30 protein-coding genes and 1 pseudogene are annotated in these 26678 nt (G+C 56.8%); 2 read left to right on the top strand and 29 right to left on the bottom strand.

The window, feature by feature from the left end:
- Window positions 1-50 precede the first annotated feature (50 nt).
- Window positions 51-3230 carry a two-partner secretion domain-containing protein gene (locus tag CGZ65_RS05430; RefSeq protein WP_096295120.1) on the top strand — a complete coding sequence of 1060 codons (3180 nt, stop codon included), beginning with the start codon at window positions 51-53 and terminating at the stop codon, window positions 3228-3230.
- A 118-nt stretch (window positions 3231-3348) separates the two neighbouring features.
- Here the strand turns inward: CGZ65_RS05430 and CGZ65_RS05425 are convergent, their stop codons facing one another.
- The 17 genes and pseudogenes from CGZ65_RS05425 to CGZ65_RS05345 all read right to left on the bottom strand — a co-directional run bounded on the left by CGZ65_RS05425 (window position 3349) and on the right by CGZ65_RS05345 (window position 19075).
- Window positions 3349-4119, bottom strand: a complete 771-nt coding sequence (locus CGZ65_RS05425) for a DNA adenine methylase (protein ID WP_198345350.1) — start codon at window positions 4117-4119, stop codon at window positions 3349-3351.
- Window positions 4120-4213: 94 nt separating this feature from the next.
- A complete protein-coding gene (locus CGZ65_RS05420; RefSeq protein ID WP_089036638.1) occupies window positions 4214-4411 on the bottom strand; it encodes a Com family DNA-binding transcriptional regulator in 198 nt (65 codons plus the stop codon).
- A 181-nt stretch (window positions 4412-4592) separates the two neighbouring features.
- On the bottom strand, window positions 4593-7736 hold the full coding sequence (locus CGZ65_RS05415) for a hypothetical protein (protein ID WP_096295119.1): 3144 nt from the start codon (window positions 7734-7736) through the stop codon (window positions 4593-4595).
- On the bottom strand, window positions 7736-8065 hold the full coding sequence (locus CGZ65_RS05410; protein WP_157742713.1) for a hypothetical protein: 330 nt from the start codon (window positions 8063-8065) through the stop codon (window positions 7736-7738). Before CGZ65_RS05410 ends, CGZ65_RS05415 begins: the two co-directional genes overlap by 1 nt.
- Window positions 8059-8487, bottom strand: a complete 429-nt coding sequence (locus CGZ65_RS05405; protein WP_096295117.1) for a hypothetical protein — start codon at window positions 8485-8487, stop codon at window positions 8059-8061. The genes CGZ65_RS05410 and CGZ65_RS05405 overlap by 7 nt, the downstream gene beginning before the upstream one ends.
- A 73-nt stretch (window positions 8488-8560) precedes the next feature.
- Window positions 8561-9307 carry a hypothetical protein gene (locus tag CGZ65_RS05400; RefSeq protein WP_096295116.1) on the bottom strand — a complete coding sequence of 249 codons (747 nt, stop codon included), beginning with the start codon at window positions 9305-9307 and terminating at the stop codon, window positions 8561-8563.
- Between the two features lie 32 nt (window positions 9308-9339).
- Window positions 9340-10149, bottom strand: a complete 810-nt coding sequence (locus CGZ65_RS05395; RefSeq protein ID WP_096295115.1) for a phage tail protein — start codon at window positions 10147-10149, stop codon at window positions 9340-9342.
- An 80-nt stretch (window positions 10150-10229) separates the two neighbouring features.
- The gene (locus CGZ65_RS05390; protein ID WP_096295114.1) at window positions 10230-10745 is read right to left on the bottom strand and encodes a hypothetical protein; all 516 of its coding nucleotides are present in this window, start codon (window positions 10743-10745) and stop codon (window positions 10230-10232) included.
- On the bottom strand, window positions 10694-11425 hold the full coding sequence (locus CGZ65_RS13215; protein ID WP_198345268.1) for a hypothetical protein: 732 nt from the start codon (window positions 11423-11425) through the stop codon (window positions 10694-10696). The genes CGZ65_RS05390 and CGZ65_RS13215 overlap by 52 nt, the downstream gene beginning before the upstream one ends.
- A gap of 1 nt (window position 11426) precedes the next feature.
- A pseudogene (locus CGZ65_RS14890) lies at window positions 11427-12004 on the bottom strand (phage tail protein).
- Between the two features lie 3 nt (window positions 12005-12007).
- On the bottom strand, window positions 12008-13150 hold the full coding sequence (locus CGZ65_RS05375) for a baseplate assembly protein (RefSeq protein WP_096295113.1): 1143 nt from the start codon (window positions 13148-13150) through the stop codon (window positions 12008-12010).
- Entirely contained in the window at window positions 13141-13518 is a 378-nt protein-coding gene (locus CGZ65_RS05370) for a GPW/gp25 family protein (RefSeq protein ID WP_096295112.1), read from the bottom strand. Before CGZ65_RS05370 ends, CGZ65_RS05375 begins: the two co-directional genes overlap by 10 nt.
- Window positions 13519-13596: 78 nt before the next feature.
- Window positions 13597-14175 carry a phage baseplate assembly protein V gene (locus CGZ65_RS05365; protein WP_198345269.1) on the bottom strand — a complete coding sequence of 193 codons (579 nt, stop codon included), beginning with the start codon at window positions 14173-14175 and terminating at the stop codon, window positions 13597-13599.
- Window positions 14159-15262 carry a phage late control D family protein gene (locus tag CGZ65_RS05360; protein WP_096295111.1) on the bottom strand — a complete coding sequence of 368 codons (1104 nt, stop codon included), beginning with the start codon at window positions 15260-15262 and terminating at the stop codon, window positions 14159-14161. Before CGZ65_RS05360 ends, CGZ65_RS05365 begins: the two co-directional genes overlap by 17 nt.
- Complete coding sequence (locus CGZ65_RS05355) at window positions 15262-15489, bottom strand: tail protein X (protein ID WP_096295110.1); 228 nt, start codon at window positions 15487-15489, stop codon at window positions 15262-15264. The genes CGZ65_RS05360 and CGZ65_RS05355 overlap by 1 nt, the downstream gene beginning before the upstream one ends.
- Window positions 15486-16382 (bottom strand): phage tail protein, encoded by an 897-nt coding sequence (locus tag CGZ65_RS05350; protein WP_096295109.1) that lies wholly within the window; start codon window positions 16380-16382, stop codon window positions 15486-15488. The genes CGZ65_RS05355 and CGZ65_RS05350 overlap by 4 nt, the downstream gene beginning before the upstream one ends.
- A complete protein-coding gene (locus CGZ65_RS05345; protein WP_096295108.1) occupies window positions 16382-19075 on the bottom strand; it encodes a phage tail tape measure protein in 2694 nt (897 codons plus the stop codon). The genes CGZ65_RS05350 and CGZ65_RS05345 overlap by 1 nt, the downstream gene beginning before the upstream one ends.
- A 50-nt stretch (window positions 19076-19125) precedes the next feature.
- On the opposite strand from CGZ65_RS05345, the gene CGZ65_RS05340 reads away from it, so the two are divergent.
- Window positions 19126-19404 carry a hypothetical protein gene (locus CGZ65_RS05340; protein ID WP_096295107.1) on the top strand — a complete coding sequence of 93 codons (279 nt, stop codon included), beginning with the start codon at window positions 19126-19128 and terminating at the stop codon, window positions 19402-19404.
- Here the strand turns inward: CGZ65_RS05340 and CGZ65_RS13925 are convergent.
- From CGZ65_RS13925 to CGZ65_RS05285, 12 genes are all read right to left on the bottom strand, one after another.
- On the bottom strand, window positions 19401-19595 hold the full coding sequence (locus CGZ65_RS13925) for a GpE family phage tail protein (protein ID WP_232507545.1): 195 nt from the start codon (window positions 19593-19595) through the stop codon (window positions 19401-19403). The genes CGZ65_RS05340 and CGZ65_RS13925 overlap by 4 nt on opposite strands.
- Window positions 19588-19872, bottom strand: a complete 285-nt coding sequence (locus CGZ65_RS05335; RefSeq protein WP_096295106.1) for a phage tail assembly protein — start codon at window positions 19870-19872, stop codon at window positions 19588-19590. Before CGZ65_RS05335 ends, CGZ65_RS13925 begins: the two co-directional genes overlap by 8 nt.
- Before the next feature lie 109 nt (window positions 19873-19981).
- The gene (locus tag CGZ65_RS05330; protein ID WP_096295105.1) at window positions 19982-20500 is read right to left on the bottom strand and encodes a phage major tail tube protein; all 519 of its coding nucleotides are present in this window, start codon (window positions 20498-20500) and stop codon (window positions 19982-19984) included.
- Between the two features lie 11 nt (window positions 20501-20511).
- Window positions 20512-21912 carry a phage tail sheath family protein gene (locus CGZ65_RS05325; protein ID WP_096295104.1) on the bottom strand — a complete coding sequence of 467 codons (1401 nt, stop codon included), beginning with the start codon at window positions 21910-21912 and terminating at the stop codon, window positions 20512-20514.
- 3 nt (window positions 21913-21915) lie between these two features.
- Entirely contained in the window at window positions 21916-22413 is a 498-nt protein-coding gene (locus tag CGZ65_RS05320; RefSeq protein ID WP_096295103.1) for a Gp37 family protein, read from the bottom strand.
- A complete protein-coding gene (locus tag CGZ65_RS05315; RefSeq protein ID WP_096295102.1) occupies window positions 22413-22859 on the bottom strand; it encodes a gp436 family protein in 447 nt (148 codons plus the stop codon). The genes CGZ65_RS05320 and CGZ65_RS05315 overlap by 1 nt, the downstream gene beginning before the upstream one ends.
- Window positions 22859-23122 (bottom strand): hypothetical protein, encoded by a 264-nt coding sequence (locus CGZ65_RS05310; RefSeq protein WP_096295101.1) that lies wholly within the window; start codon window positions 23120-23122, stop codon window positions 22859-22861. The genes CGZ65_RS05315 and CGZ65_RS05310 overlap by 1 nt, the downstream gene beginning before the upstream one ends.
- 2 nt (window positions 23123-23124) lie before the next feature.
- Window positions 23125-23460, bottom strand: a complete 336-nt coding sequence (locus tag CGZ65_RS05305) for a capsid cement protein (RefSeq protein ID WP_096295100.1) — start codon at window positions 23458-23460, stop codon at window positions 23125-23127.
- Between the two features lie 65 nt (window positions 23461-23525).
- The gene (locus CGZ65_RS05300) at window positions 23526-24464 is read right to left on the bottom strand and encodes a hypothetical protein (RefSeq protein WP_096295099.1); all 939 of its coding nucleotides are present in this window, start codon (window positions 24462-24464) and stop codon (window positions 23526-23528) included.
- Window positions 24465-24487: 23 nt separating this feature from the next.
- Window positions 24488-25600 carry a 2-oxoacid:acceptor oxidoreductase gene (locus CGZ65_RS05295; protein WP_096295098.1) on the bottom strand — a complete coding sequence of 371 codons (1113 nt, stop codon included), beginning with the start codon at window positions 25598-25600 and terminating at the stop codon, window positions 24488-24490.
- Window positions 25601-25813: 213 nt separating this feature from the next.
- Complete coding sequence (locus CGZ65_RS05290; RefSeq protein ID WP_096295097.1) at window positions 25814-26155, bottom strand: Mor transcription activator family protein; 342 nt, start codon at window positions 26153-26155, stop codon at window positions 25814-25816.
- Window positions 26148-26624: a gp16 family protein gene (locus CGZ65_RS05285; RefSeq protein ID WP_096295096.1), complete on the bottom strand. Its 477-nt coding sequence runs from the start codon at window positions 26622-26624 to the stop codon at window positions 26148-26150. The genes CGZ65_RS05290 and CGZ65_RS05285 overlap by 8 nt, the downstream gene beginning before the upstream one ends.
- Window positions 26625-26678: the final 54 nt, after the last annotated feature.

Raw genomic sequence — 26678 nt, 5'->3', positions numbered from 1 at the left:
CGTCTGAAAACCGCAGGCATGGGGGTATTCTTGCTTCATAGGAACCCGCCATGAACAAAACCCGTTACAAAGTCATCTTCAATAAAAAACGCGGCATGATGATGGCTGTTGCCGAAAATACCGCACGCGGCGGTAAAAACGTTCGGGATGGGTCGGCCGTTACCGTTTCAGACGGCCAAGGCGCCAAATTTCAAATGCAAGTTGCAGCATTCTCGGTTTTATTGGCTGCCGGTTCGGCCGCAATGACACCGGCTTATGCGGCAGGGATTCAGGCGGACAAATCCGCGCCTTTGAGCCAACAACCCACCGTTTTACAGACGGCCAACGGACTGCCGCAGGTCAACATCCAAACCCCGGGTGCGGGCGGCGTGTCGGTCAACCAATACCGCCAATTCGATGTCGACAAACGCGGTGCCATCTTGAACAACAGCCGCAGCAATGTGCAGACGCAGCAGGCGGGTTGGATTCAAGGCAACCCGTGGCTGGCACGCGGTGAAGCCCGGGTGATTGTGAATCAGGTCAACAGCACCAATCCTTCGCTGCTCAACGGCTATGTTGAAGTGGCCGGCCGCCGCGCAGATGTGGTATTGGCCAATCCTGCCGGTATTCAGGTAAACGGTGCGGGCTTTATCAATGCGGCCGGCGTGACATTGACAACCGGCAAACCGCTGTTTGACAACGGCAACCTTAGCGGCTTCCAAGTACGCGACGGTAACATTGCCGTCAACGGTGGCGGCTTGGATACCTCCAATGCCGACTATACCCGCATTCTTGCCCGCGCTGCGCAAATCAATGCCGGTGTATGGGCAAAAGATTTAAGCGTGGTATCGGGCAGCAACGATGTAGCGGCCGACGGCAGCCACACCCAAGTTTCAGACGGCCGCCCAGCTCCTGCCGTGGCCATCGACACCGCGCAACTGGGCGGTATGTATGCCAACAAAATTAAGCTGGTTTCCACCGACAAAGGCTCTGCCATCCATCATGCCGGCCAAGCCTTTGCCAAGGCTGGCGGCGTAACACTGAGTGCAGACGGTAAAGTCGGCAACAGCGGCAGCATCATCGCCGCCGACAACACGCAAAGCCCGAATGAGGCGGCGAATGCGGCCATTCAAGCTGCGGCGTTTGACAACAGCGGCACCGTGTCATCCCAAGGCAAAACCGCAATTCAAAGCCCGAAAGTCAGCAACAGCGGCCTGATCACCTCATCCGACGAACTGAATATCCGCACACAAAACCTCGACAACCGCCAAACCCTGCAGGCTGCCCGTTTCGACATCGAAACCGGCCGTCTGAACAACAGCGGCGACATGGCGCAAACCGGTTTGCAAAGCCTCACTATTGAAGCCGGCAAATTGAACAACAGCGGTCTAATCGCTTATGCCGACCAAGACCATGTTTCCGGCAACGGCGGCAATGCTGCCCCAAGCACGCCTGCCACACCGACCACCGCCGCCGCGTCAGGCCGAATCCAAACTCAAAATGATGCGACTGCCGTACCGCTGACCTTGGCCGAAGGCCGTCTGAAGGTTTCAGACGGCCTGGAAAACAGCGGCAAGCTGCATTTGGGCAACCTGAATGCCCGAGGCGCATTATTGGACAACCGCGAAGGCGAAATCATCACCCGCCAAGCCGGGATTACTGCGCAAACCCTGGACAACCGCCAAGGCTCGTTAACTGCCACTGAAACGCTTACCATACGCAACCAAACCACTGATAACCGCCGAGGCACCCTGCAATCCGGCGGCAGCTTGGCTGCAGCCGTCCAAACCTTGGACAACAGCAACGGCCGACTCACCGTCAACCGACAGGCCGGTATCAAAGCCGCAGCCCTGCTCAATCCAAACGGCCAAATCGACACAGGCCGTCTGAAAGCCGAAGCCGCCCGTCTGGACAACAGCTCAGGCAAAATCCGCAGTGACGAAATGACCGGGCTTAAGGTTTCAGACGGCCTCGAAAACCCAAGCGGCCTCATCAGTTCAGCCAAAGACATCCGCATCCACGACGGTAATCAGCAAACCTTAAACATTAACAATGCTTCGGGTGAAATCCTGGCCGGGCAAAATCTCGACATCCAAGCCAAAACGCTGGCGGCACAAGGAGGGCTGGCGGCCAATCAAAACCTGTCGCTCAATCTTAAAGACAGCTTTACCGCCGAACAAGACATCCGCGCCGGACAAGGTTTGAGCGTCAGCAGCGAGGGCGGCATCAACAACAGCTACACGCTGGAAGGCGGCCGTTTCGCGCTGCTCGAAGCCCAAAACATCAACAATACCTCTACCGGTGTCATCCAATCCGGCAGCGACACCCGACTCACAGCGCAAAACCTGACCAACCGCGGTTTAATCAACAGCAACGGTCTGACACTTTTGGATGCCGGCAATACCGTACTGAACATCGGCACCGGCCGCGTGTATGGCGGCTGGGTCGGTATTGAAGCGGATAAGCTGGTGAATCAAGAAGAAACGGCCAACGGCGAAACCAAAGCTGCCACCATCGCCGCGCGCGGGCATTTGGCCGTGGGGGCGAAGGAGATTACCAATCAGGAAGAGGCGAAGCTTTCCAGCGAAGGCAGTTTGAATATCGGCGGCAGTTTGGATGAGCAGCATCAGGCGCAAGGTATGGCTGACCGTTTGATTAATGCCAGTGCCACGATTGAAGCCGGTGGAAATGCACGAATCGCAGCGAAATCTCTGGGAAACCTGAACAAGCACTTCGAATTGGAGGAATATCTGGCCGAAACCAGCGGACAAATCAAAGAATACGCACCAGCGGGAGAGGCTGTCCGTTATCGTGAAGGCAGGGATGGGACATTTGATAATTCTCGCAGTGAGAAAGACCAAAAGACCGCGGGCTTTCATTTCCCGGATGGCAGCCAAGTTGAAGCCGAGCATTGGAATGTATGGGACTACCATATCAAAACATACCGCCAGCGGATTAAAACAAGCAAGCCGGCGGAAATTCTGATTGGCGGCAATCTGATTGCTGCTGGCAGCAACTGGCTGAACTCAGACAGCCACATATTGATTGGCGGTAATTTGGATTCAGACGGCCTGGAGGAAAACATCAACAATCAGGGCACACAAGGACAAGGTCGATTAGAAAACATTGGTCAGCAGTATCTCTCAACTTGGGATAAACGCTGGTATTCCGGAAAGCGTCGCCCCCGTCGTGTAGAAAGAGAATATGCTGCATACACACCTGTCGAGCCTTTCACCCATGACCTTGACTGAAGCCACGCGAGAAAAAGCGCGCTGGATTTTGAGAAAATAGAAAATATATTTTATTACACTCAATGAAAATCTGTTACAAAAAAGCAAGAGCAGTTTGGAATTGCCCTTGCTTTTTTATCTACCAATTGCAGATGACCAGCTCGCCGCTGGTCTTTTGCGTTTTGTCGCGGGCAACCGAGTAAGCCAACTCCAGCCGATGAATACGGAAGTCTTTGAACAGCTCCCGAATGTCCGGATGGTCGTTTATGGAAAGCATGACCTTGCCTTTGCACTCTGCCATCATCTTGGCCAGCAGTTCGTACTGCGCCCAATCGAAGGCTCTGTCGTAGCCTGCAAGCTGCCAGTACGGCGGGTCGGCGTAGAAAAAGGTATGCTCGCGGTCGTAGCGTTTGAAGCATTTTTCCCACGGCTCGTTTTCGACGAATACGCCGTTCAGCCTTTGCTGCGCGGCTTTCAAACGGCCTGCGATGTCGGCGGCGGTAAAACCGCGTCCGGTGGTGGCCGTGCCGAAGTGTTGGTCAACCGTTTTGCCGCCGAAAGCGGTGTGTTGCAGGTAAAAGAAGCGTGCGGCGCGTTGGATGTCGGTCATCACATCAGGCGGCGTGGATTGCAGGCGGGCGAACACTTCGCGGCTGGTCAGCGTCCACTCAAACTGCTTCACAAACTCGTCGAAGTGGTGCTGCACCACTCGGTAAAGGTTGATGAGTTGGCCGTTGAGGTCGTTGAGCACTTCGCATTTTGCCGGTTGTGGCCGCAGGAAAAACAGGGCCGCGCCGCCGGAGAAAAGCTCCACATAGCATTGGTGCTCGGGAAACATGGGCAGCAGGTGTTTGGCCAAGCGGCGTTTGCCGCCCATCCACGGTACGAGCGGTTGCGGTTTGGGTGTCATTTTGACTCCTTATATAGAGAGTAAAAGGCACTCGCGGTACTCGAAGCCGAGGTTGAATCCGCCGATGCCTGCGAACAGGCTGCCGACGGTGGGTTCAGGCCGTCTGAAAAAGGTTTGAGCATCCATTGTTTCCTTTCGGATTCGGATGCTCGGCGGCATTCTGAGTTGTTAAAGAACCAAACCGGTTGACTGTCTTGCAGCGTGGGCATTTGATTTCAAAGTCGCCTGTGCCGACGGCCAACAGTTTGCAACAGTTGCTGCATTCGCAGCGGTTTTTGTAACGGTGTTTCATTTTTCGGGTATTTCCTATGCATTAGTGATAAAATACCGCTGCCTCGCGAGGTGGCGGCTTTGGCTAATGCAGACTATCCCTGCTAGGCCGGCGTATCGGTGTTCCCGCACCGGTGCGCCGCCGTCTTAATCTTTCTAAAGGCTGTCTGAAAACCGTTTTCAGACAGCCTTTTTTATGTTTGTCAGATACCGTATTGTCCTTTCAATTCATTAATTAATGCGGCCAAATCGTCCGGGTTCGGCGTGTGGTTACGGAAAACCGTCAAGCCTGCGCCGTAATCGGCATCAAGCTGGCCGTTGCCGTCGTGGCGTGTACCGAGGTTGAGGTATTCTCCGCCGATTTTGCCCTTGTAGACCAAAATTGCCCATTGACCGTAATCCAAGCGGGTCTCGGCGTTATTAACCTCTCCGTTTACCTCTACTTTGTAGCGTGACATATTGCGGATAGCCAATTGATTGGTATCGGCTTTTTTATCAACAATAAATCCTAGGCTGGTCGCATCATCTTTGTAAGGCGTGGCGGCTAAAGAAATAACGGCTGCACTGCGTCCGACGCTGTGGATACGCACAGGCATAACAATCGTGCTGTCTTTCACGCGGTCAAGGTCAACTCTTATACGCGGATACACACCGGCAGTAGAGGAGACGCGGTCTTTAAGACGGCCTTTGATGAATTTAATATCACCTGACACATCGGCCATATCCGACCAGTTCGCAGGCGGATGGCTGCCCGCCATCTCAATGGTTACAGCGCCGCTGTCATCCTGCACCATCGTTGATGTTGCAGCAGCCATGCCGAAACGCAGCACCTGCGGCAATGCTTTGGGCTCTGCCGGGCCGGGTGAAACCGGTTCAGTTTGTGTTGTAGCAGCGGTGGCCGTGATGGCTGGATCAGGCGGGGCAACGACTGCCGCAGCAGGCTCATCGCGATACTCGAAACGTGCCACCACCGGCTCGCCGCTGGTTTTGTCTACAGCAACACAGTTGTCGAACTGGGCGTTTTGCACTTTCACACCTGCCACCGAAGGCACGGCAAACGGCACGGTTTTGATGCCGCTGCGCACCACATCGCGTCCGCGCAGGTATTTGTTGGGCATCACACTGTCGCTGATAAACGGCGTGATGTCGGCGATGCAGTCGCGCAGGGGCAAAAGGTTGGCTGGCTGGAGCATGAACGCATCGGCATAGTTGCCGCTCGGCGAGTTTTGCGCTGTGCAGCCCTCCAGCCGGATATTGAACGGAATGCCGCGACCTGCAGGGTCTTGCGCGCCCAGCCAGAAGCCGCGCGAGGATGCCGGATTGAAATGCGGAAGCTTGCCATAGGGGTAAGCGCAGGTGCAGCTTACGTTACGCAAGGTGTAGCCGCCGCGCGAGTAATTGTCGAACACGCCGATGGGCGCGAAGATTTGCAGGTTTTCGGCCATAACATTGAAGCGCATTTCATACAGGCGCTGTTTGGCAGGATTGGTGTGAATGCGGCTGGAGAAGCTGCCGTTGGTAAAGTCCAAACCCTTGATGCCGGCGAAAATCTCACTGTCGCGAATCGTAACCTGACTGGCCAGATAAGCCTCTTGGCGGTCTCCGTATGCCTTGGTGTAAATCTCGTCGCAACAGATTTGAATGCCCCAAATCTTAGATTTAATCCGTACTTTGGCGACAAACAGGCCTGCCAGTTTGTGGGCATCGATGCCTTTGCGGGCGCAGTCGATATACCAGCAGCCGATGATGTAGCGGTTGATTTGCGGAGTTTCGCGACGGCTGGACGAGCCGTAACCGGGGTCGTTGATGGTGGCCGACTGCGGGTGGTTGGGCTTATGGTAGGTAAAACCGCTGTCGGGGTGGCCCATTCGATAGCAGCGAGAATACAGCTCCCACAGGTTGACAAAGCGGTTGGCCTGCAGGCCGCCCTCATAACAATCCTCTACCTGCGTATGAATCAGCCATACGTTTTGCGGCACATATTCCCAAATTTCTTCAAGGCTCCTGAACGAATCGCCGTTGGGCTTGGCATGGATGCCCACCTCGATGCCGTAGGTGATAAAGCCGCGCGCATAATGGCCTTCCACCACGACGGAGGCGGTTTCGCGTTCGGCTTTGCCGACTTCAGGGGTTTGGAAAATAATGCCGCCCGAACCCATGTTGCCGATCAGGCCGCCGTCTTTCCATGTGCCCCAAGTGGCGGCTGTGCTGCCGTCTGCCTGAGGGAATCGGCCGCCGTAGCCGCCGGTGGTCAGGCCGCTTGTGTCGAGCGAATTGCTGCGGTAGTTGCCGCAGTCGGCATGGCAGTTGGTGCTGTTGAAGCCTGCGTCGGCATAGCCTTTGGCGGCAAAACCGGTGGTGCCGTCAATCGGCGGGAATACGCCGTTTTTACCGCCCAATGCCGTCCAATCCTGCGCGGCACGGCGGTCGGGGTCGTGTTCGTCCACCGTTTTGGTAATCCACTGGCCGGGCTTGAAGCGGTTGTGGCCTTTGTAGCCTGCCACCGCATAGCCGTCGGTCATCATGTTTTGTACGATGAAGCGGCATTGGGAAAAATCAATGTCGTTGTTGTCGAAACGCAAAATCATGGTCGGCTGGCAGCCGTTAATGCCGGCGGCCAAGGCAGGTGCGGCGGTGCGGCCGTCTTCGCCCCACAGTTCGGGTTCGATGCCTGAGAGTTTGGCCATATTGAAGTTGCCGAACATCCGCACCTTCATGCCCGGTTTCAGGCGTTCTTTGAGAATGTCGTAAATCGCGCGGCTGTGCTGCATCTGCGGTTTGCGCAGCAGCACATCGGCCTGCATTTCGGGCGCGAACCAGTCATTAAGCACCAAAACTTGGCCGGCGGCCTGCACCACGGTTTGGCCGGCCGTTACCGTGGCTTTCCAGTCGTTAAATTCCTGCACGCTCAATGCACGGCCGGGCTTGATTTTCAGGCCGTCTGAAAACTCAAAATCGGCCGCATCCATCAGGCCTTTGATTTGATCGGCGATACTGGCGGCGGCTTGGGCTGCAGGCATCAGCCCGCGCACGATTTCTTCAATTTCTTTGCGGTTTAATGCCGCTGCGGGCGGCACAGTCGGCGCAGGGTCGGCGGCCGGTGGTGCGACAGGCACGGTGTCGGGGTCGGGCAACACCGCCGATGCACGTGCTGAGAGGACGTTTTCCACAATGCGCCGTACCCATGCCTCGTCTGCAGGCGGGCGCAGGGCAGCCATAAAGTTATCAAAGCTGCCGCTGTTGCCCTGTTTCAGCCATTCCTGATAAAGGCTCGTATGCGCTTTGCTTTTACGCAGGTCTTTGATTTTCACGCTGGCCACTTGGCCGGGTCTGACAATCGGGTTCATCAGTAAATCCTCATCACTTTTCCACCGATGACGGTGGTCGGCCCTTCGTCGCCGCAGACAATTTCAATGCCGTATTGCGCCTGCGTCCACATCTGTTTTTGCAGGATATTGCGGGTAAAGGTAATTTTCAGGTGGCTGCCCAAGCCGTTTTCGGGGTCTTCGGGAAGAATGACCGTTTCGGGAAAAATCTTGTCCTGAAACGGCGGCTTGACCCATACCGTTACGCTGTCGATGTCGGCCGGATTGATGGTGTGGCCGTCCGAATCCAGCAGCTCCACCACAATACTCTGCTTGTCGTCGCGCACGATTTCCATATCCAGCCTTACCATTTAACCGTCTCCAACAGCGCGGCCAACTGGTTCGGACTGATGCGCCACGGCTCGGCAAACCCCAGTGAGGCGGCCACCGCTTCGCTGCAAAACCAGCCGCGCCGGCCTTGCCCGAACGGACGGAACACCACGCCCAAGCTGCCGCGCAGGTCGTAGGGCCGTCCTTCGTTACGGGTAAACCATGCACGCACTTTCGCCTCGGCCTCGGGTGTGAAATTCAGTTCAACAATGTCCCAATTCAGGGAGTTAAAAGCAATCTTTTTAAAGCGCACACCGCCGTCGTACCAGCTGGCCGAGGCGCACATGCCGTCTGAAAACACCACTTCGCAATGGCTGTAGCGGCCTTGGTCTGCCCAGCGCGCCAAGCGGCTGAACCAGCCTGCGCGGCCGCGCAGCGTGCCTTTGTAAAACGCAATTTTCATAAAAAATCCCTGCAACAACATGCAGGGATGGTAAGGCTTGGCAAGAAAACGCACATTTAATGCGCATTAAAAATCAGGCGAGCATGGCGTAGGACACGGCTATCGCTTCCACCGCCCTGGCCGTTTTGGCCTTTTCCAGCTTGTCGGCCAAAGCCTGACGCTGCCCGGCAACGTGCGCGGTCAGCGCCGTGTAGGCGTCGGCCTTGCGCAGGGCGGCGGCGCGAAGCTTGTCCAAATCCAGACCGCGGGCGGCGGCGGTGATGGCCAAAACGGGCGTGGAGGCGGCTTTGTCGCGGCTCCATGCCTGCGCTTCAGCGGCCTGCAGCGGCCATGTGGCCACTTCGAACTCGGGCGTTTTGTCCAACTCGGCGGCGCGGGCGACAAACGCTTGCGCTGCGCGGTTGATTTCGGCCAGTTTGGCGGCTTTTGCCCGCTCCAGCTCCTGCGCCTTTAGCTCGGCGGCGCGTTCGGGGTTTTCCGCCCATGCACCGTTTCGCCATTCGTGCGCTTCGCCGGGGCGCGGCTCAAGGGTCAAGCCGTCTGAAAGTGCGCCGATGCGGTCAATCAGCACGGTTTCGCCGCTGTCGGTGCGGTAGGCGGTTTGGCCGCGCAAATCGGGCAGGTAGTCCCAGCCGCTGCCGTTCCATTTGGCGGCGTGGCCTTCGCGCGCCTCGGGCGGCACGGTGTCGATGCAGCCGCCGGGGATAATGTAGCCGCCGTCTTTGGTGTACACGTCAAGATCGGCCATGGTTTGGTGCAGATAGATGCCGTCTGAATCGAGTTGGCAGACGGGTTTTTGCCATTGGATATTTTGGGTCATTCGGTTTTCCTTTCAGATATTTTCAGACGGCCTTATGCTTTGATAATGGCCAAAAGTGCGATATTGCGGGGGCGGGTTTCCACGCCGCCTGAGGCAGATGTGGTCACGCGGTCGCCGCCGTCATCAAAGCGGCCGTCACCGTCATACGTGGCCGCGCTGCCATCACGGCTTGCCTCGCGGTGCTCCCAAGGCACCGAGTTTGTCAGGTGGCCGCGCCGATAAATATGGTGGTGGCTGCGGAACTCGTCTTGCTGCCAGCTTCCGAGTGCACGGCCTGCATCGACATTGCGCCCCGCATCCCAGCCGCGCACGAACTCGCCGCGCAAATCGGGCAGGTTGAAGGTGGTGCGTCCGTCGCCCGCGCCGTAACGGGTGCCGATTATCGCAAACAGATGCGGAAATGTCGTGCGGTTCACTGCTGCGCCGTTGGCAGCCAGCCAGCCGTGCGGAGCTTGACCGCCGGCAAAATACATTATCGTACCTGTTTTGACGTTAGCCCATTGGAAATCGGCAGCGGTCACGGAATCGGTAATTCCGTAGTGTGCCAGCGTAGTACCGCGCGTGGCTACATCAGGCTTATTCTGGATATCGTTCCATGCCGGTTTGTTGCCCTCGTGGTAGATTTTTTGGTTTTGGTAGGCCAAATCGCCGTTGTCTTTGAGTTGCAAAGCCTTGCGCGAAATGGGGTTGCCCCAATACCAGTCGGCCGCGCCGCGCCGGAACTCGGCGGACTGGCCGGTATTGGCGGCACTGATGGTAAGGCCGTCTGAAAAGTGGGTGCGTGCGGCAAAGGTTTTTTGGCCGCCGACGGTTTGGTTGCCGGTCAGGTCGACACGGGACAAGGCCTCAAGGTCGCCCGTCGTTGCCAGCGTATGCGTGCCGGTTTTGTCAGGCAGATTGAATCTGACGATATTGCCATTTCTTACCTCACCATCTTCATGATTCCTGATGATAAAGCAGTGCGTACCTGCGGTGCCGCCGCTCTCAACCAGCAGGGCTTGCCCCCTTTATTTGAGGCCAGCTGTATTTTCGGCCAAGGCTGTTTGGCAAAAGTCAAGAAACCCGTCATCGTGTCGCCGTTTTTCATGACGCCGTTTTCTTCGGTGAGGATTTTTTTCATGCCCTGATACACGCCCTGTGCGTCCCATGCGGTGGTAACGAGGTCGAAACTCGGGCCGTAGGAAAAACCGATGCCGCGCCCGTATTGGTTTTCACTCTGCTCCGGGTGGGAAATGTGCATTTCCATCCATGGCAATCTTTTTCCATCCAATTCATTACCATTTGCCCGATAAAAGCCGCTTTTACTGTAGTCGGTTGAGTTTCTTATCGAGTAGTTGTAAGCGACTGACGGCACTTTGCCGTTGTCCAGATGGGCGATTTTTTCATTCACCCAGCTTTGATAAGCCACCGTTTCATAACCGGTCGACAGCGCGGGCATGATGATGCCTTTGGCAGACTGGCCGCTTTCGACGAACTTAAACCCCATTCTGATACTGCCTTCGGTGGCGGCGGCAGATTGGGATTGGTTTCGATTTCCCACACACCCGCGCCGGAAGGGATTCTGACGGCTGCCCATTCGTTTGATTTGCCGACGGTCAATGTGCCGTTCGTGATGGTTTGGTTGCCGCTGTTGCCGAGCTTTTCGTCTTGCAGTTTTTTGCCCATTGCCGCCGTCAGCGCGGCATCGGTAGCGGATACATCTAGCGTATTCACCAGTTTGGCTACGCCCGCCACGGTAGGCGTGGCTTTGGCCAGCTCGTGGGTGTGGCCGGTTGCGCCGTTACCTGCCCAGTTGGTGGTGCTGCCGTTGAGCGTGGACGGTGTGGCCAGCGCAAAACTGCGGTTGGCCGCCAGCGACCCGCCGCCTGTCAGACCTGCGCCGGCAGTAAACAGCGTGGCGGCGTTGGCCTTGAGTGCAATGGCTTGGTCGGCGGCAGTTTTGTTGCTTCCGATGCTTTGCACGGCTTTGGCGATTTCGTTTTTGAGCCATAAGGTACGGTTGGCCAACTCGCGGGGCTGGCGGTTGTCGATGCCGTTGGGGCCGCCCATCACGGGGTCGGAGGTTTCGAGCTGGTAAATGCCTGCTTCCCAGCGGCTGGTTTCTACTAGATTTGCCATGTCATGCGGTTCCTCTGTTGAATTGGCCGCCGCGTTTGGCGCGGCCGTTGTGTCTCAATGCGCTGGCCTGATAGTCGAGCGCGGCCAGTACGCAGCGTGCCGGCGCGAAGGCTCTCAGGGTATGGCGCAGCAGCGCGGCTTGATCGTTGGTAATCACGTTGTTCATGATGATGCGGTAATGCGCCCAGCGGTCGCTGTGACCGTGGGCATAGCGACCGTCGCGCGTGATTTCGCCATCGTGCCGCTTGTTGCCCATGCCTTCGATAATCTGCACTTCGCCGAAGCCCAGCCGCCGCACGATTTCGCGGATTGCCCACGGTGTGCCCTTATGCCGGTGCAGCCCGTATGCGCCCTTAATCAGGCGGCGGCGCATCTGGTCGGATTCGGCCAGCCAGTAGCCGTCTGCCCCAAGATGCTGCGGCTCTCGGCCAACAGCTCCAAATGCTCGGGTACGACCAGATGGATAAGGCGCGGCATCAACTTGACGGCATCGGTGTCGTTCAGCCGCAAGCCCAAATCGGCCAGCATTTTGTAGCGTTGGTCGCGCTCAATCACCGCCGCATAGCTCAGTTTGGCCATGTTTTAACCCTCCACCGTTTGGGCGGCGGCGCGGATGCGCACCGAGGTGCTGCGCGCCCACTGATTGGCGGCCACCACCTTAAGCGGCAGGTTGTGCAGCACCACGTTGTACACACCCGCCACCTTTAAGGCCGTCTGAATGTCCAGCGGCACAATATCCCTGCCCAGTTGTTCGCGCCGAGCGGCTTCATAGGCCGCCCACGCCGCTTCGGCAGCGGCCACGGCTTCGGCAGGATTAATCCCCGTAAACAGCACCAGCTCGGCATCGAGTGCGTAATCCACCGCCGTCGGTGCCGATACGGTCACGGTGTCGCACAGCGGCCGCACGCGTTCGTGGCTCAGGGCTTTGGCCACTTCGCGCAGCAGCTCTTCCGAGGGCAGGCCGTTTTTGGTCAGCACCGTTACCTGCACCTGCCCGCCTATCGGCTCGCCCGAGGCGGTTTTTTTATTGTCCACATGGACATCGCAGATGGCCGGGTTCACGCGGCGCGCGAAATACTCGTATGCGCCCACCGGCCCGGCTACCGAAAAGCTCTCCGGCGCAAGCAGGATACGCTCGCGGTAGGCATCGTCGGTTTCGACATCCGTACCGCCCGAAGGTACGCTGATATTGACGGCCTTGACGTTCAGGCCGTCTGAAAACGCAGTCAGCAGGTTGCTGATTTGGCCTGCCGCCCAGCCGTTGCCCGCCGCGCCGCTTTGCGTACAGACGGCCTGCAAGTCGGCCTGTTTGCGTGCAGCCGAGAGTTCGGCCGCTTCGGTGGTGGCAAACACCACTTCGCCCGCGGCCACCTGCGTACCGACGGGGATATAGGCCGTCTGAACACCGCTCAAATCGGCGGTAAAACGGATGGTGCAGCGGGCGGCCGACGCGAGCAGACGCGGCGTATTCACGTCGTCGCCGCACAAATCCAGCATCAAGCCCGTGGCAAAGCGCGGGTGCTGCTGGCGGTAGGCTTCATTGAGCGACTGGCGCACCAATGTTTCCCGGTAGGCATAGGTATTAATCAGCAGCCGCTCAATGTGTGCGGGCTGTAAGGTCTTGCCGCTGCGCTGTTCGTAGTCGGCGATGGTTTCGGCCAGCACTTTGGCCAAATCGTCGTCCACCACCTTCACGTGGGCACGTTTGAGTTTTGCTAAATCCATGCTGCCTGCTCCAAAATCACTTGCGTGGCGTAAATCTCGCCTGCCACGTCATCGGCCACGCGCCAATGCACGGTCATCGTGATGTGCGGCGCGTTGCCCGAAAAGGTTACGTTGTCCACCAGCACACGTTTTTCCCACGTCTGAACGGCCAGCACCACCTCGCGCACGGCGTTGGGAACAAACACGTCTTCCGGCGCGTCAATCCAGTCGAAATGGTTGCTGCCGAAATCGGGACGGGTCACGTCCGAACCTTTGCGGGTGGACAAAATGGTGTGGATACACAGGTCGATGTCGTCCACACCCTGAGACAGCCCGCTGCCGCCTTGGGCAAGCTGCCAGTGTTTGGAAACAGGCGTGGAAAACTCCATGAAAAAACCCCTGTATCGTTGGTGGATACAGGGATTGTAGGTAAGGCCGTCTGAAACGGCTTTTAATGCGGATTAAAACTACTCGGGCTTTCCGGTTTTGCCGCCGCTGTCGCCGTCGTGATGGTGGTCGGGCAGGCTGATGCCTTTGGACTTGATGTCGCCCGTGGCTTCGATGGCACCGTCAATTTTTGCTGCCGCTCCGCTGCCGCCTTTGCCCGACATACCGGCGGTATAGGTAAACAGGCCGTTAACGGTCAGCGTTTTTTTCACTACAGCATCGGCATCAATCGTTACCACACCTTGCGTTTTAACCAGCACGTCACCCGTTTGGCGGTCATGTTCGATAACCGTGCCGTTTTTAAACCGGCGCACCCATTTGTCTTTGTCGGCCGCGGGCGGTTTGTCAACCGCATTGTAAATAGCACCGACCACACAGCCCGTTTCGCCACGCGCGTCCAAGAGGCATACCACCAGCTCGCCCTCGTCGGGCAGACTGTAAAACTGATTACCGCCTGCCGCAGGGGTAATCATCGGCAGCCAGTCGGTTTCCAGGTTTTCCAGCGCGGGCAGCCGCACGCGCAGGTTGTGCGCCGCTTCATCGACCGCGGCCACAATGCCGAACTGCATGGTGGCGGTGAAATCATGGGTTTGCAGCATTGCCTGCCTCCTGTCCGGTTTCGGGAATGTATTCCAGCATTTTGATTTCCAAATCGGTTGTGTAGCCGCTCATGCGGTCATAGCTGTGGCGTGCCTGCTTGACCATATAGCGGCCGCTGAATTTGCCGTGGCTTTTCAGCATAACGACTTGCCCGGCCACCAGCTTGGCGTTGCCGACCACGGTCACATTGCCGGCGCATTGCTCATCCTGCGCATCGGCCAAAGCAGCATCGGCGCGGGCATTGGTCTGCGCTTGGCTCTCGCCTTTGTTGGGGATGATTTTGAGCGTGTCGCCCGATGTGCCGCGTTTGGCGTTCGGGCGGCGCGGGCGGGCTTTACGCTCGGTTTCATGGCTTTTTTTGGTTTTCGGGTCGTAACCCGTTACCACCGCCTTGCCCGGCACGCCTTTAATCAAATCGCGCAGCCGCACGCGGATCATGTCGGCAGGCAGCAGCTCGGCCGCGGGTTCGCGTTCGGCCAGCTTCGCATTACTCATAAACACCAAAGTGTCGCCGGCGATTTTGAAGGTGTGGCCGTATTGTTTGGCCAAGCGTGCCAAAAACTCGATGTCGCGCTCCTGATACTGGGTCACGCGTTCGATTTCAATATGTTCACACTCACCGTCCACTTTCAGTTTCAGACGGCCTGACACCATGCGCACGATTTTGGCCAACGTGGTTTTTTCATAGGCTTTGGCCTGCAGGGTGCGGTTGGCTTTGGTAATCCCTGTGGACAAGGCTTTCAGCGACACCACGCTTGGCGGATGGCTGTACTCGATTTCGGCAATCTCAAAGCTGCCCAAATCCACCAAGCCCGTGAACTGGTCGCCCAGAGACAGGTTCAGCGCGTCGCCCTGTTCGGGATACCAGCCGGAGAGCCATCGGCCGTCGGTGTCTTCGAAATCCACCTGTAATTCGTCTGACTGGCCGCCCAGATAATCGGTGTAGGTCAGCGACAGCAGATAGGGTTTGATGTCGGCGGTAATGTCCTGTTGCTCGTAAGCCAGCAGGAAATCGGGTTGGGTAACGGGGTGGACGTTGGCCGAAACCAAACCCGCCTGCTGCAAAAATGCGCCCAAAACGTCCATTATTTATCCCTCCGCAACCAAGGCGGCATATCCGCCTGACTGTTTTTCGGCTTGCTTTCCAACACCGGCACAAACACGGTCAGGCCGTCTGAAAATTCTTCGGCTAGGGGCAGGTGCGGATTGGCCGCAATCAGCCCATCAATCATCAGCGCATTGCCGTAATGCTTGTGGGCAATCAAATCCCAGCGGTCGCCCGCGCGCGTGGTGTGGTGTAAAACCGCACTCATACCTCTCTCCTTGCGGCCAGCAGGCCGGTCAGCGTTTCGGCAGCGGCAGAAGCATTCTGCACCACACCGGCCGCCGATTCGACACCCGACACCGCCGCATCCAGCCAGCTACCGACCGTGCCGCCCTCAATGCCGCTCCTTAATCCGGCCACCGTACCGCCCAGCAGCGTTCCGGTTTGGCCGAGTTGTTCGGCCATCTGCGCCGCGCCCGACAAATCGCCCAACACGGCGGTCACTTCGGGCAGGCCGTTCAGTTTGGCCAACACGCCGCTTCCCGAGCCAAAAGCGTCTCCGGCAAGGTTCAACAGCGCGGCAGGGTCGTGTTTCAAGGTTTTGGCCGCCGTCAGCAGCGATTGCATCTCATCTAGGCCGCTTTCCGCCGCACGGTAGATTTTCACGCCCGTTTCCACGGCTTTCATCACTTCGTCTGCTTGCGCCTGTACCGATTCGGGCAAGAGCGACAGCAGCGGATTCTGTTTGCCGCCCATCACGGCAGGGGTGGGCAGCGGATTGTTCGGGTCACCGACAAACTCGGTCAGCTCCACATCCAATTCGCGCGCGGCCGTGCGGCCTTGCGCGTCCTGTATCAGTGTGCGCTCGGTCAGCCGCTCAATTACCCACCAGCCCGCAAAGCGGCCGCTGCCGTAAACCAGCGATACCGCCTGTTTCACCTCCAATGCCGCCAGCAGCCCCTTGTAGGCCGTGTCGGGATTGCCCAGCAGCCAATGCAGCTTCAGCGAGAAACGCAGCTCGGTCAGCTCGTTCTCCAAAGCCTGCAAACGTGGCCGTCCCGCCAGTACTTCGTGCTTGGCAAACTTCGCCGTGTAGGTAGCTTCCAAGCTGCTGAAACTCTGCAGCAGCTCGAAGCGAATATCGCCCAATTGTGCATACATCAGTAAGCCCTCCGTTCGCGGTCGGCCATCATGCGCTGAAACAGCGTTTCAAATTCGCGCAAGCCCATCTGCAAGGCCGTATGAATTTGCGCAGGATCGCCGCCCGGGGCATGGATGGTCGGGTTAAAGTTCACGGTAATGCCGCCTGCTCCCGCAGCCGCCTGCGCCTGTTGTGTGCGCGCCGAGGCAAAATCTGCGACGCTGCTTGAAATGCATGCGGCCAAATCGGCACGCAGACTGCCCACACGGCTGCCGAAACGCTCTTTCAGACGGCCTACCCATGCGCCGACGGCCTGTACGGGACGTGCCGCCGTGCGGCGGATACCGATGGCCAGACCCTCGGTCATAAAGCCGCCGTAGCCTTGGAACACACGGCTGGGCGAGTGGATGCCCATGCCTTTGCGGTCGGAGGTAAATGCGGATTTGGCCATCGACACCACGTTCTGCACCGCACCGACCACGCGGCCGATACCTGCCGTAATGCCGTTGACCAGCCCGTCTATCATCATGCCGCCGTAGCTCATAAAGGTCGCCCCCAAGCCCGACAACCAAGTCCATACCGATTGGAAGGCCGTCATAAAGGCGGTAACCGGCGAGAAGGTCAGGATCAGGTTTAAGAGCGCGGCAATGCCGGTCGAGAAAAAGGCCTTGATACTTTCCCACGCGGTCGATACCGTGGTTTTGATGCTCTCCCACACCGCCGACAGCAACGTTGTGATGTTGAGCCAAACCACCGAAAACCATGTGGTCAGACCGCTCCATGCCGTCTGAAATGCAGTCGTAACCGATGTCCACAGACTGCCGAAGAAGTTGCCCAAATCCTGCCACAGTGCCTTGGCTCCGCCGACCACGCCTTCCCAGTTGGTGTAAAGCAAATAGGCGGCTGCGGCCAGTAAACCGAGTGCGAGGAAAATGGGGTTGGCCATCAGCGCCATGCCGAGTTTGAGAAAACCTGAAGCCAGCATAGGCAGGAAGCGGATGGTTGTCATTACGCCGCTACTGAATACGGAAAATACGGTTTTGAGCAGACCGAATCCTTTACCCAGCAATCCGGCCATTTTTGCGGCCGAAGCCGCCGACATACCGAACATGCGTAATACCATCACGCCTTTACCGATTTGTCCGAGCCGCATCAATTGGAACAGACGGAAAGCCGCTTGCGCTTTGAACGCTGATGTGGTCAATGCCCGAAACGGCATCAGAAACATCGAGGCTCCATAAGCAAGTGCCAGAATGCCCAACTTGGCTGCAAAGAAGCCCGCCGCCAGACCGACCACCCATTTGATGGTTTCTTTGTTGTGCTCCAAGAACGGCTGCAAGCCGTTTTCTACCAAACCCTGCAAAGTTTGGGCGGCCGATTTGATGTCTGCGCCGAATACGCTGCCGAATACGGCTGCTGTATTTTCCGCCGCGCCGCCCAATGATTCCAAAGCTGACGACAACGTGCTGGTTTTGACTTTGATTCTGTCGGACAACGATGCCTGTGCATCCATTTTGGCTATCATTTCATCAAAGCCTTTGATACCGCTTTGAATCAGGATATCGGCAACCCTGCCTCCTTCCGAACCGAACATGGCGTTGGAAATGTCCATTACGCCTTTTTCGCCGTATTTGGCTTTGATTTTGGCAAACTCAGATTCCAAAATACCCGTAATGGTACGCAAGTCCTTAATTGAACCATCAGGGTTGAAAAAGTCGAATTTTGCGCCGACAGATTCCATCATACGGCGTAGGTCGCCTTTACGCCCTTTGTCGGCATACTCCATATTGCCGACACCTTTGGACAAATTGCCTAAGAAAGTACTAAAATTAGTACCAAACTGCGAACCTTCTATGCCTTTGGTGGCCGCCATCCCTTCTACGGCATAAATTCTTTTTTGATGCTCAAGCCCTGTATAGCCCAAAGTATTTGCCTTGCCTGCGTAATACTTCATGGCCTCGAACATATCTTCTTTTTTCAAACCCGCTGCAAAATAGGCACGCTGGGTCAGGTCGGCGGACTTCAGCAGTTCGCTTTCCTTGATTCCGTGGGCTTCCATGTTTTTGGCGAAAAAGCTGCCGTCGGCAATCGGAATGTCCATGACCACGTTCAACTGGGCTGTAGCCAAACCGCCGCCGTTGATAATCGTGTCGTCGGAAATGCCTTGGCTTTTCAAGCCGAGTGCCATTTTTGAGAAGTCGGTTTTATTGCCGGGCAGAGCCGCGCCCCATTCGGTTGTAAGGCGGTCGATTTCCTTGAATTTGCCGAAGCTGCCGTCATTGCGCATCATGGCGATTTTCAGATCGGCCGATGCGTTTTCCTGCGCCATAAATTTTTTTACGGACGCGATAATCGGTGCGGCTGCAACAGCGGCATGGCCGCCTGCTTCGGCCATTTCGGCACGGATGTCGGCTCGTCGCTGTTTTGACGACTCCTGCGCTTTGATGGCTTTATTTAGACGACCTTGTGCAACTCCTGCCTTTTCGATGGCTTTGCCCAGCAGGTCATAACGTTCCCGCAAAACACCCAAACCGGAGCGTCCCGTCGCTACGCCTTTGGCAATGCTTTTGCCTAGCTTTTCCTGCGTGGCACGCGTTTTTTGGATTTCGCCGCCAAGTTCCTTAACCGTATTTTTGGCGCGGCCGAAAACCGTAGCAAATCCGGCACGAACCGATGCCCCGATAAGTACGCTGACCGCTAATTCACTTGACATTTCAAAACCCTATCTTTAACATCAAAGCAAACGCAACAAGGAATCAGGGAATGAACGAGAACCAAGAAAACAAACTGGACTTTTTCACAGACGGAATGAATATGTTCGGATTTTTGTTCGGCAGCATTCTGTGTCTGATTGTTTTCAGTTATGTCTTTATCGGCCTGTTTACCTTTGAAACCCCTGTTACATCTGCGGTTTTCGGTATTTTTCTCGGTATGTTTGCCACCTGTCTGGCATCGCCGTTTTGTGCGGGCATAGGCTTTCTGCTCGGAGGCATGGTTTCCGGGCTGCTCACTTGGTACAAATTCCGCGCCGCACCAAACTAAACGCCTTTTCTGAAACCCGCCTTCATTTGGCGGGTTGCTTCTTTCTGAAAGGCTTCAAAATCGTCCAAAGTCAGATTATCGATAGCTTGTAGCGACCAGCCGTACCACCAAGCCATATCGGCACAGGCAGCGGTCAATTGAGAAACCGCTTCTTCAACCGTCGTTTTTTCAGACGACCTTCTATTACTCACTTTCCTGCATGAGTCGAAAGACGCGCTGGACTTCTTTGTAATCAGCAAAATCAAGCGCATCTAAATCTTCAGGCACCAAGCCTGTCAGGCGGGCGAAAATAAACAGCTCTTGTTCTGCATCCGTATTCAAATGCGCGGCGGCACGAATATCGCCGACTTTCGGGCGACGCAGTGTTAATTCGGTCAAGGTCTGCCCCGTCGCCAAGCGCGCCGGATATTTCAGCTTCACGGTTTGGGTTGCGCCCAAGCCTTCTTGCAGTTTCTGTGCTTCGTTCATGTTTCAATCCTTTTTAAGAGTTCAATACAATAAAAAACCGCTGTATCTGCGGGAGATACAGCGATTTTGTCAAAGGCCGTCGACCACGGCTTTTAATACGTCTTAAAACCTACGCGCCGATGTTTTTACGCATCTGCGAGAGCACGTCTTTGCCGCCGACGCGGTAAACATTCTTGAAGGCGTTGAAATACAGCACTTCGCGGCCGTCGATGACTTGGCGGATTTCGGTGGCCTGATAGGTGGTGTTGTGTTCCGATTTCTCTTTCGGTTTGAACGTGCCCAAGCCGTTTTTGCTCGGCAGCACGGTTAAAAACGTGACCACCGGCACTTCCTTGACCAAACCCGCCGCGTTGTGAATCTGCTGGTTGGCACGCACCATCAGTTGCGCACCGCGGAAAGGGTTGTAGAGTTTTTCGGCCACTTCGGGGTACAGACTGTTCCAAGTGATTTCGCCTTCCAAGGCTTCGGCACCCGATGGCAGCTTGATGGTGGCAAACAAGCCCAAGCCTTTGTGTTCGTCCTGGCTGATTTCAAAATCAGGCAGTTTGACTTCGGATGCCTTGCCCAACAGGCTGTTGCCGTCAACGTAAACGTTGGCGTTGTAAATCGCGCGGATGTAATCGCTCATGTGTCAGCTCCTTAATTGCTGTTGCCGGAGGCAAGGTTGACCAAGTATTTGCGCGTCATTACGCTGGTATTGGTGATGCGCTCGGCCGGCAGCTTGGGCGTGTAGTCATATTTGATGGGGACTTGCCCTTTACTGAACGCATCGGGCAGGTCGTAGTCGTAGTCCAAACCCACTTCAAAGCCGACGATACTCGGCAGCGTGCCCAAATAGGTGCGCACGGTTTCGACCAGACTTTCGATGAGTGCGTCGTCAATCGGGCGGTCAACGTATTGCAGCTCGGCGCGACGGATGGATTCGTCAATCAAATCGCCCGTGCGCTGCGCCACTTCGAAGTTTTTGATGTGGGAAACGGTCGGGAAACAGGCCAAGCGGTTGCCCCACAGGCGGTAGCCCGTGCCGTATGAATTGAATACGGTGGTGATGCCTTTTTCGTTCAGGCGGTTGGTTTCGCTTTGCGGGTCGTCGGCGCGGGCGGTCAAACCCACTTCCAGCCCCGTTACGCCCAGCAGCTCTTTGTTTGAGATGCTCCACCAGTAACCTTGCTTCACGTCGGTTTTCATGCGCAGGCCGGCGGCGTGGGTGGCCAGATGTTCCAAACCGAGCAGGCCGACTACGTGGGGATAAAACAGCTGCGCGCGGTCGGACGAGGTGTTGAAGTTGATGCTGCCGTTCGGCCCGCGTCCTTCCAAAGCCTTACTCAGCGATGTGCCTTTCGGCGCATTGATGTAGGCAACGGCATTGAGTTTGCCGGCCGTGGCCACCATCGCTGCCGCACAGGTGGCGGTTTTGTCAAACTCGGGCACGATGAGGATTTTGGCATCGGCACCGAAGCGGTTGAAGCCTTCGGTCAGCAACTCCAAGCCGGTTCGTTTGCCCGTGGCGGCCACATACGCGCCGAGGATGTCGGCTTCGGTAACCTTTGTCGGGTCGACATGGTCGTAAGTGATTTTCGGGGCGATGGGTTTGGTTTTGTACACAATCTCGCCCGTAAGCGTGTTGATGGTGTAGTGCTGCCCTTCGGTCAGCGCGGCCGCGCCGTCGGTCAGGCGGTAGCCGTCCAACAAGGCGGGTTTTGCGGTGTGGGCGGTCAGGGTATCGCTGTCGACCGTCAATACTTCGTTGGTCACGCGGGTTTTGTGTTTGGCCGGGTCGCACACGTTAATCACATAGGCCACGCCCGAGCCGTAGCGCGTCCAGATATGCGCCGCATCGGGCAGCGTGAAGCCCTTGCCGGTCAGCTCGCCGCCGAACGCGGCAAAGTCTTTTTTGGTTTGGCACACGGTCAGTTCGTTGACCGCGCCCGTGGGGGCGGTGCCGACGATGGCGGTAATCGCGCCGTCGACGGTGTAAACGGGGACGGAGCCGCCGTCGATGCGGATGGTTTCCGTGCCGTGGTGGTAGGCTGCTGCCATATCTTACTCCTTGGGTTTTAAATCGGGTTCTAAATCTTGGTCGGAACGGCGGTAACGGGCTGCCGTAAAAGTCGGTTTGGCCGGTTCGCGGCATTGCTGCACCTGATGGGTTTCCGTCTGCACCAGCAGACTGTATTGCCACGCGCCGCCATCCTCTCCGGCAAACTGCTCGCTGATTAAATGGCAGGGCAGACAGTGCGGCGGCTTGAAACCCACAATGGCCAAACGCAGACGGTCGAGCAAATCCAGCGCCGCGCCGTCGTGGTGCAGACCGCGCCCGAACACGGTTAAATGCAGGGTCATCACACGCTGCTGCGAGATATTGCCCAGCTGCTCGATGCTGCCAAACTTGCTGCCTTGATAACCCACCAACACCGCGCCTTTCGGGTGTAGAAAGCGATAACCGGCAGGATTGTCTGGAAACAGCCGCACTTCGGCATCGGGCAGTTCGTCTTGCAGCCACCCAACCACGGCTTGCAGAATCGGTACGGTGGCCGCCATCAGTAGCCCTCCAAATTCATCTTGCCGCCGCCGCGCACGCGGTAGGCACCGCGCTCGGGCTGGAGCTGCCCCGTCGGCTCTTCCACCTCGCGGATGCCGAGGTGGATTTTGCCGTCTCGGATGTTTGCCAGCATCTTGAGGGCATTGTCGTAGGCCGTCTGAACGGGCTTCGGAAACTCCGCCGCATTGACGCGCCGCTGATGCAGCCAAAACCGCGCAATGTCGGTGGCCAGCTGCGGCAGAATACCCGGCATCGGCACCAACGGCAGCGCGTAGCGGCCGCTGATATGGCCGTCGATGAGTTCCGAGGCATAGACGATGGCGCGGTCAACCACGTTCCAGTCGGGTTCCTCCATGCCGTAGTTGCTCATCTGGTCGTTACTCAGCTGCACCAGCTCCGCCATGCTCACCGCCGCCGCCAAATCATCGCGCGTGATATAGCGCATTACGCTTCCTTCTTGCTGCCGCGCCCGCGGGCAGGCTTGGTTTCGGATTGCGGTTCGGTTTCAGACGGCGTTACTTCCGGCGGTGTTTCGCTGTCAGGCTGAGCGACTTCGTCTGAAATTTCCGCCACTACCACATGCGCGGCCACGTCTTGATACTGGTCGGCCGTCAGTTCGACGGTTTCGCCCGGCTCGACGCGGAAATCCTCCCCGTCTTCGTTCTGCAAAATCAGCGCGGTTTCCGCGATATACACTTTCTTCGCCATGATTAACCTTTCAGCAATACGCGGATAAAGTCGCCTGCGGCTGCCGCAGCTGTGACCGCCGTACCTGCCGCATTTTGCGTACCGGCCACCGCACAACCCTGCGCATCGGCCGACACCGCCGCACCTGCGGCCACTTGGCCGCCCGCTTCCACCAGCGCAATGCCGACCACATCAACCGCCAGCAGTTCGTTCTCGTCGGCATCATAAGCCGCCACGCCCAGCACGGCTTCATCGGTCTTGGCCTGTTTGCCGGTGTAGGTCACAAAGCGGTTTTCCACCACTTTGCCGGTGGTTTTGACGGTGGTGGTTAAGACCACCTGTTTGGTTTGTTTAGCCATGTTTTTCTCCTAAGGCCGTCTGAAAGGCTTTCAGACGGCCTTCAAAAGCGACGATGTCGTCGCATTTAAGCAATCGGGTTCTGGAACAGATAGCCGCACGCGCCGCCGACCACCGCCGCTTTGCGGATGTCGGTGTAGCGCACATATTCCACTTTGCCGCCCACGCCGTCGTAGCGGTCGACAACCGGCATACCGCGGCGGCGGAAGGTGTAGGCAAAGGCGGTCTGGCCTTCGTCGTTGCCGTCTGAAACAATGGTCGGGCGCACAATCAGGCTGGCAAAGTTGCCCCATACATCTTTGGTACTCTTGCCGCTACCCTCGGTGTACACCGCCTCACCCACGATGATGTCTTCGACATCGAGCAGGTTTTTCAGAATTTCGATGTTCAGCAGTACTTTGCGGTCGTTGCCGGAAAGGTTGCTGCGCAAACCTTCGTTCATACGCAGTTTGCTCAGCACCTGCGCACCTACCACCAGAATATTAGGACGGATGCCGCAGGCAGCACGCACCTTCTCTTTGGCGGTTTCAAGGGCTTCCTGCACGTCGGCTTTTTCATGTGTCCACTGTTTTTCGGCAGCAGCAGACAAATCTTCGGTATGGCCGGACTGGTAAACCGTTTTGTCTTGGATCAGGCGCGCAATTTCCAGCTCCTGCTTCAACTGGATGCCGGCGGTGACGCGGCGCGTGGCCTTGGCTTTCTCGTCGTGGCGGCTTTCGTGCTGCTCGCGGTAGTCCACACCTGCCGCCAAATCGTGTTCTTCCAACACCACCGGCATGGTTTTGCCGCGGTCCAGCGTGATGACGTTACTGGCCGCACCGACCGCACGTTCGGTCTCATATTCGACAAACGAGCCTTTGCCGTACACCGGCACCTTGATGCCTTCTTTTTCGGCAAAAACTTCCGGCGCGATTTGTTCGCCGACAAAACCGGCCTGACGGTAGCCGACCGCCAAATGGGTCAGCACTTCGTCTTTTTCGCGCAATGCTGCTAAATGCTTGCTCATTGTGTTTCCTTTTTAATACAGGGTTAATCTTGCGCAGTACGGCGCGCCGCCTCTTCGTAGCTGCAATGGTTTGCCTGCTGATACGCCAGCGCACGCTCGTGATGGCTCATGCCCTCGGCAAAATCCATTGCCGGGCGGCCTTGGGCAAACGTACCGCCCAAATTCTGCTTGGTCAGTACCGCACCCAAAAACGCACGCAGGGCTTCGGCCAACGGCTTTTTCGCGCTGCCTTCGCCGAAATCGGCGGTGGTGTGTTCCGGGTATTCGGCAAAGTCCAGCACTTGCACCACCAAGTCTTTATCGGCCGGTTTCAGACGGCCTTCCTTTACCAAGCCTTCGGCAAATTCGGCATTCTGCTGGTGCGCACCAGCGCGCAGGTCTTTCTCCTGCTCGTCTTGCAGCTTTTTCAGCTCCGCTTCCGCAGCGGCTGCTTTCTTCTCGGCGGCTTCGCGGGCGGCTTTTTCGGCTGCCAACTGTTCTTCGGGCGACATAGGGGTCTCCTTTTCATCATGGTTGGGTTTCATATCGGGATTAATCGGGTCGGCGAATGCCGGTTCTGAAATCGGGTCTTTCCACTTGGCCGCTTCTTCAATCGAATCAATCTGCCAGCCCGGTACGGCTTTATCCGCTTCCTCAATGCCGAATTTCTCAATCAGAAATTCGCGCAATCTGCGGAACAGGCCTGCCGAATAGCCGTGTGCGGCTTCCGAAAATTCAACAAACTGTTCGTCTTCGGCAAAGTTGATGGCCGACAAGCCTTTCACCGCAGGCGGCTGTGCACCCAAAAAACCGACATGGCGCAGATACCAAAAGCCGGGCTTGGGGTTGCTCGGGCTGTCGGGCGGGTAGAAGCTGGCCGACACCTTTTTGTAGCGGCCGCTTTGTACCAAGCCGACAAAGTCGTCGTCCATTTGGGCAAAGTCGGCAGAGAGCACGCCGCCGTCGGCTTTCAGGCTGCCCACCCAGCCGTAGGCCGGTGCGTCGGTTTTCGGGTGGCCGATGACCAGCGGTGCTTCATGCAGCGCAGGGTCATAAGCCGCAGCCGCCTCTGCCACATCAGCCTCGGTAATCGTTACCGTGCGGCCGTTGTTGTCGGTGCGCGTGCCGGCCTTGAAAATTTCAAAAAGTTTGGACATAAAAAAAGCCCCATCGGATTGATGAGGCTATTTTGGCAAAGGCCGTCTGAAACGGCTTTTAATGCGGGTTAAAACTTGGTTTTTAAAAAAGGCGCAAAAACGGCGTTTTTGGCGCGTTTCACTCTTAGGGTAGGCAAACCCCGACCGAGCGGAGAAACGCAATATAAAAGCGGTCAGGACAAAACCTGACCGCTATTCTGATTTCATCCGCCGTTATGCAAACAAATCCGCCTGCTTTTTCGCCCGCTCGCGCAAGCCAACTTCTTTGACGATGCGGTAAACCTGCTGCACCGTCAGATTGTATTTGCGGCTCAATTGGGCATGATTGCGGCCGTCAAACTCTTTATAAAGCTGTTCGTCTCGCTCGGAGATTTGGCCGAGCAGGTTTTTCGGGATATAAATCAACTGACCGCCCCAGTTGCCGGTAATGTGCCGCGCCACTTTTTTCGCCACGCTTGCGGCCTGCCGGCGGTCGATTTTCAGTTCGCTCATTAAGCAGGCGGCGGTTTGGTCTTCCAAATCGGCCACCAGCTCCGGTACTCTTTCATCAGCCACTTGCCACCCCCGTTTTCCTTTCCGCCCGTTTTTGCCATTTCTTCAAATATTCAATCACCTTGCTTGCGTTGTCGCTGTCCAACCAGCCGTGGTAATCCACACCCGTCATGCGTTTCATAAACTTGGCCAAGCTCAATTCCGACGCGCTGCGCACTTCGCCCATTTGGTGCAGTTCCAGCCACAATGCGCGTATTTTCTTAATTTGCGCCTCAACGGCCTTGTGCGCCGGGCGCACCTTGATGTCCGGCTTTGCCGTGCTGTTTTGTTTGGTTGTGACCACAAAGCCTTTCGCCTTCATCGCGCGTAATACCAGCTCAAGTTCGGCAATGCCCAGCTTCGTACTGCTGGTTTTGCCGCACGAGATATTGGCCAACAGCGCACGGTAATCGCTGTCGGCCATCATCAACTGCGTTTTCGCCACATGGATCAGGCGGATTAAACGCTGTTTTTTCTGTTCGGAGGTTTCCATCCCAATCCTTTCTGTTTCATAATGTGAAACGGTGTTTCATTTTTAGCGTAAAAT

It is taken from the genome of Neisseria weixii, from assembly GCF_002327085.1.
GTDB classification, from domain to species: domain Bacteria; phylum Pseudomonadota; class Gammaproteobacteria; order Burkholderiales; family Neisseriaceae; genus Neisseria; species Neisseria weixii.
The sequence above is the reverse complement of the archived record's forward strand: the minus strand, read 5'-3'. Positions and strand labels throughout refer to the sequence as shown.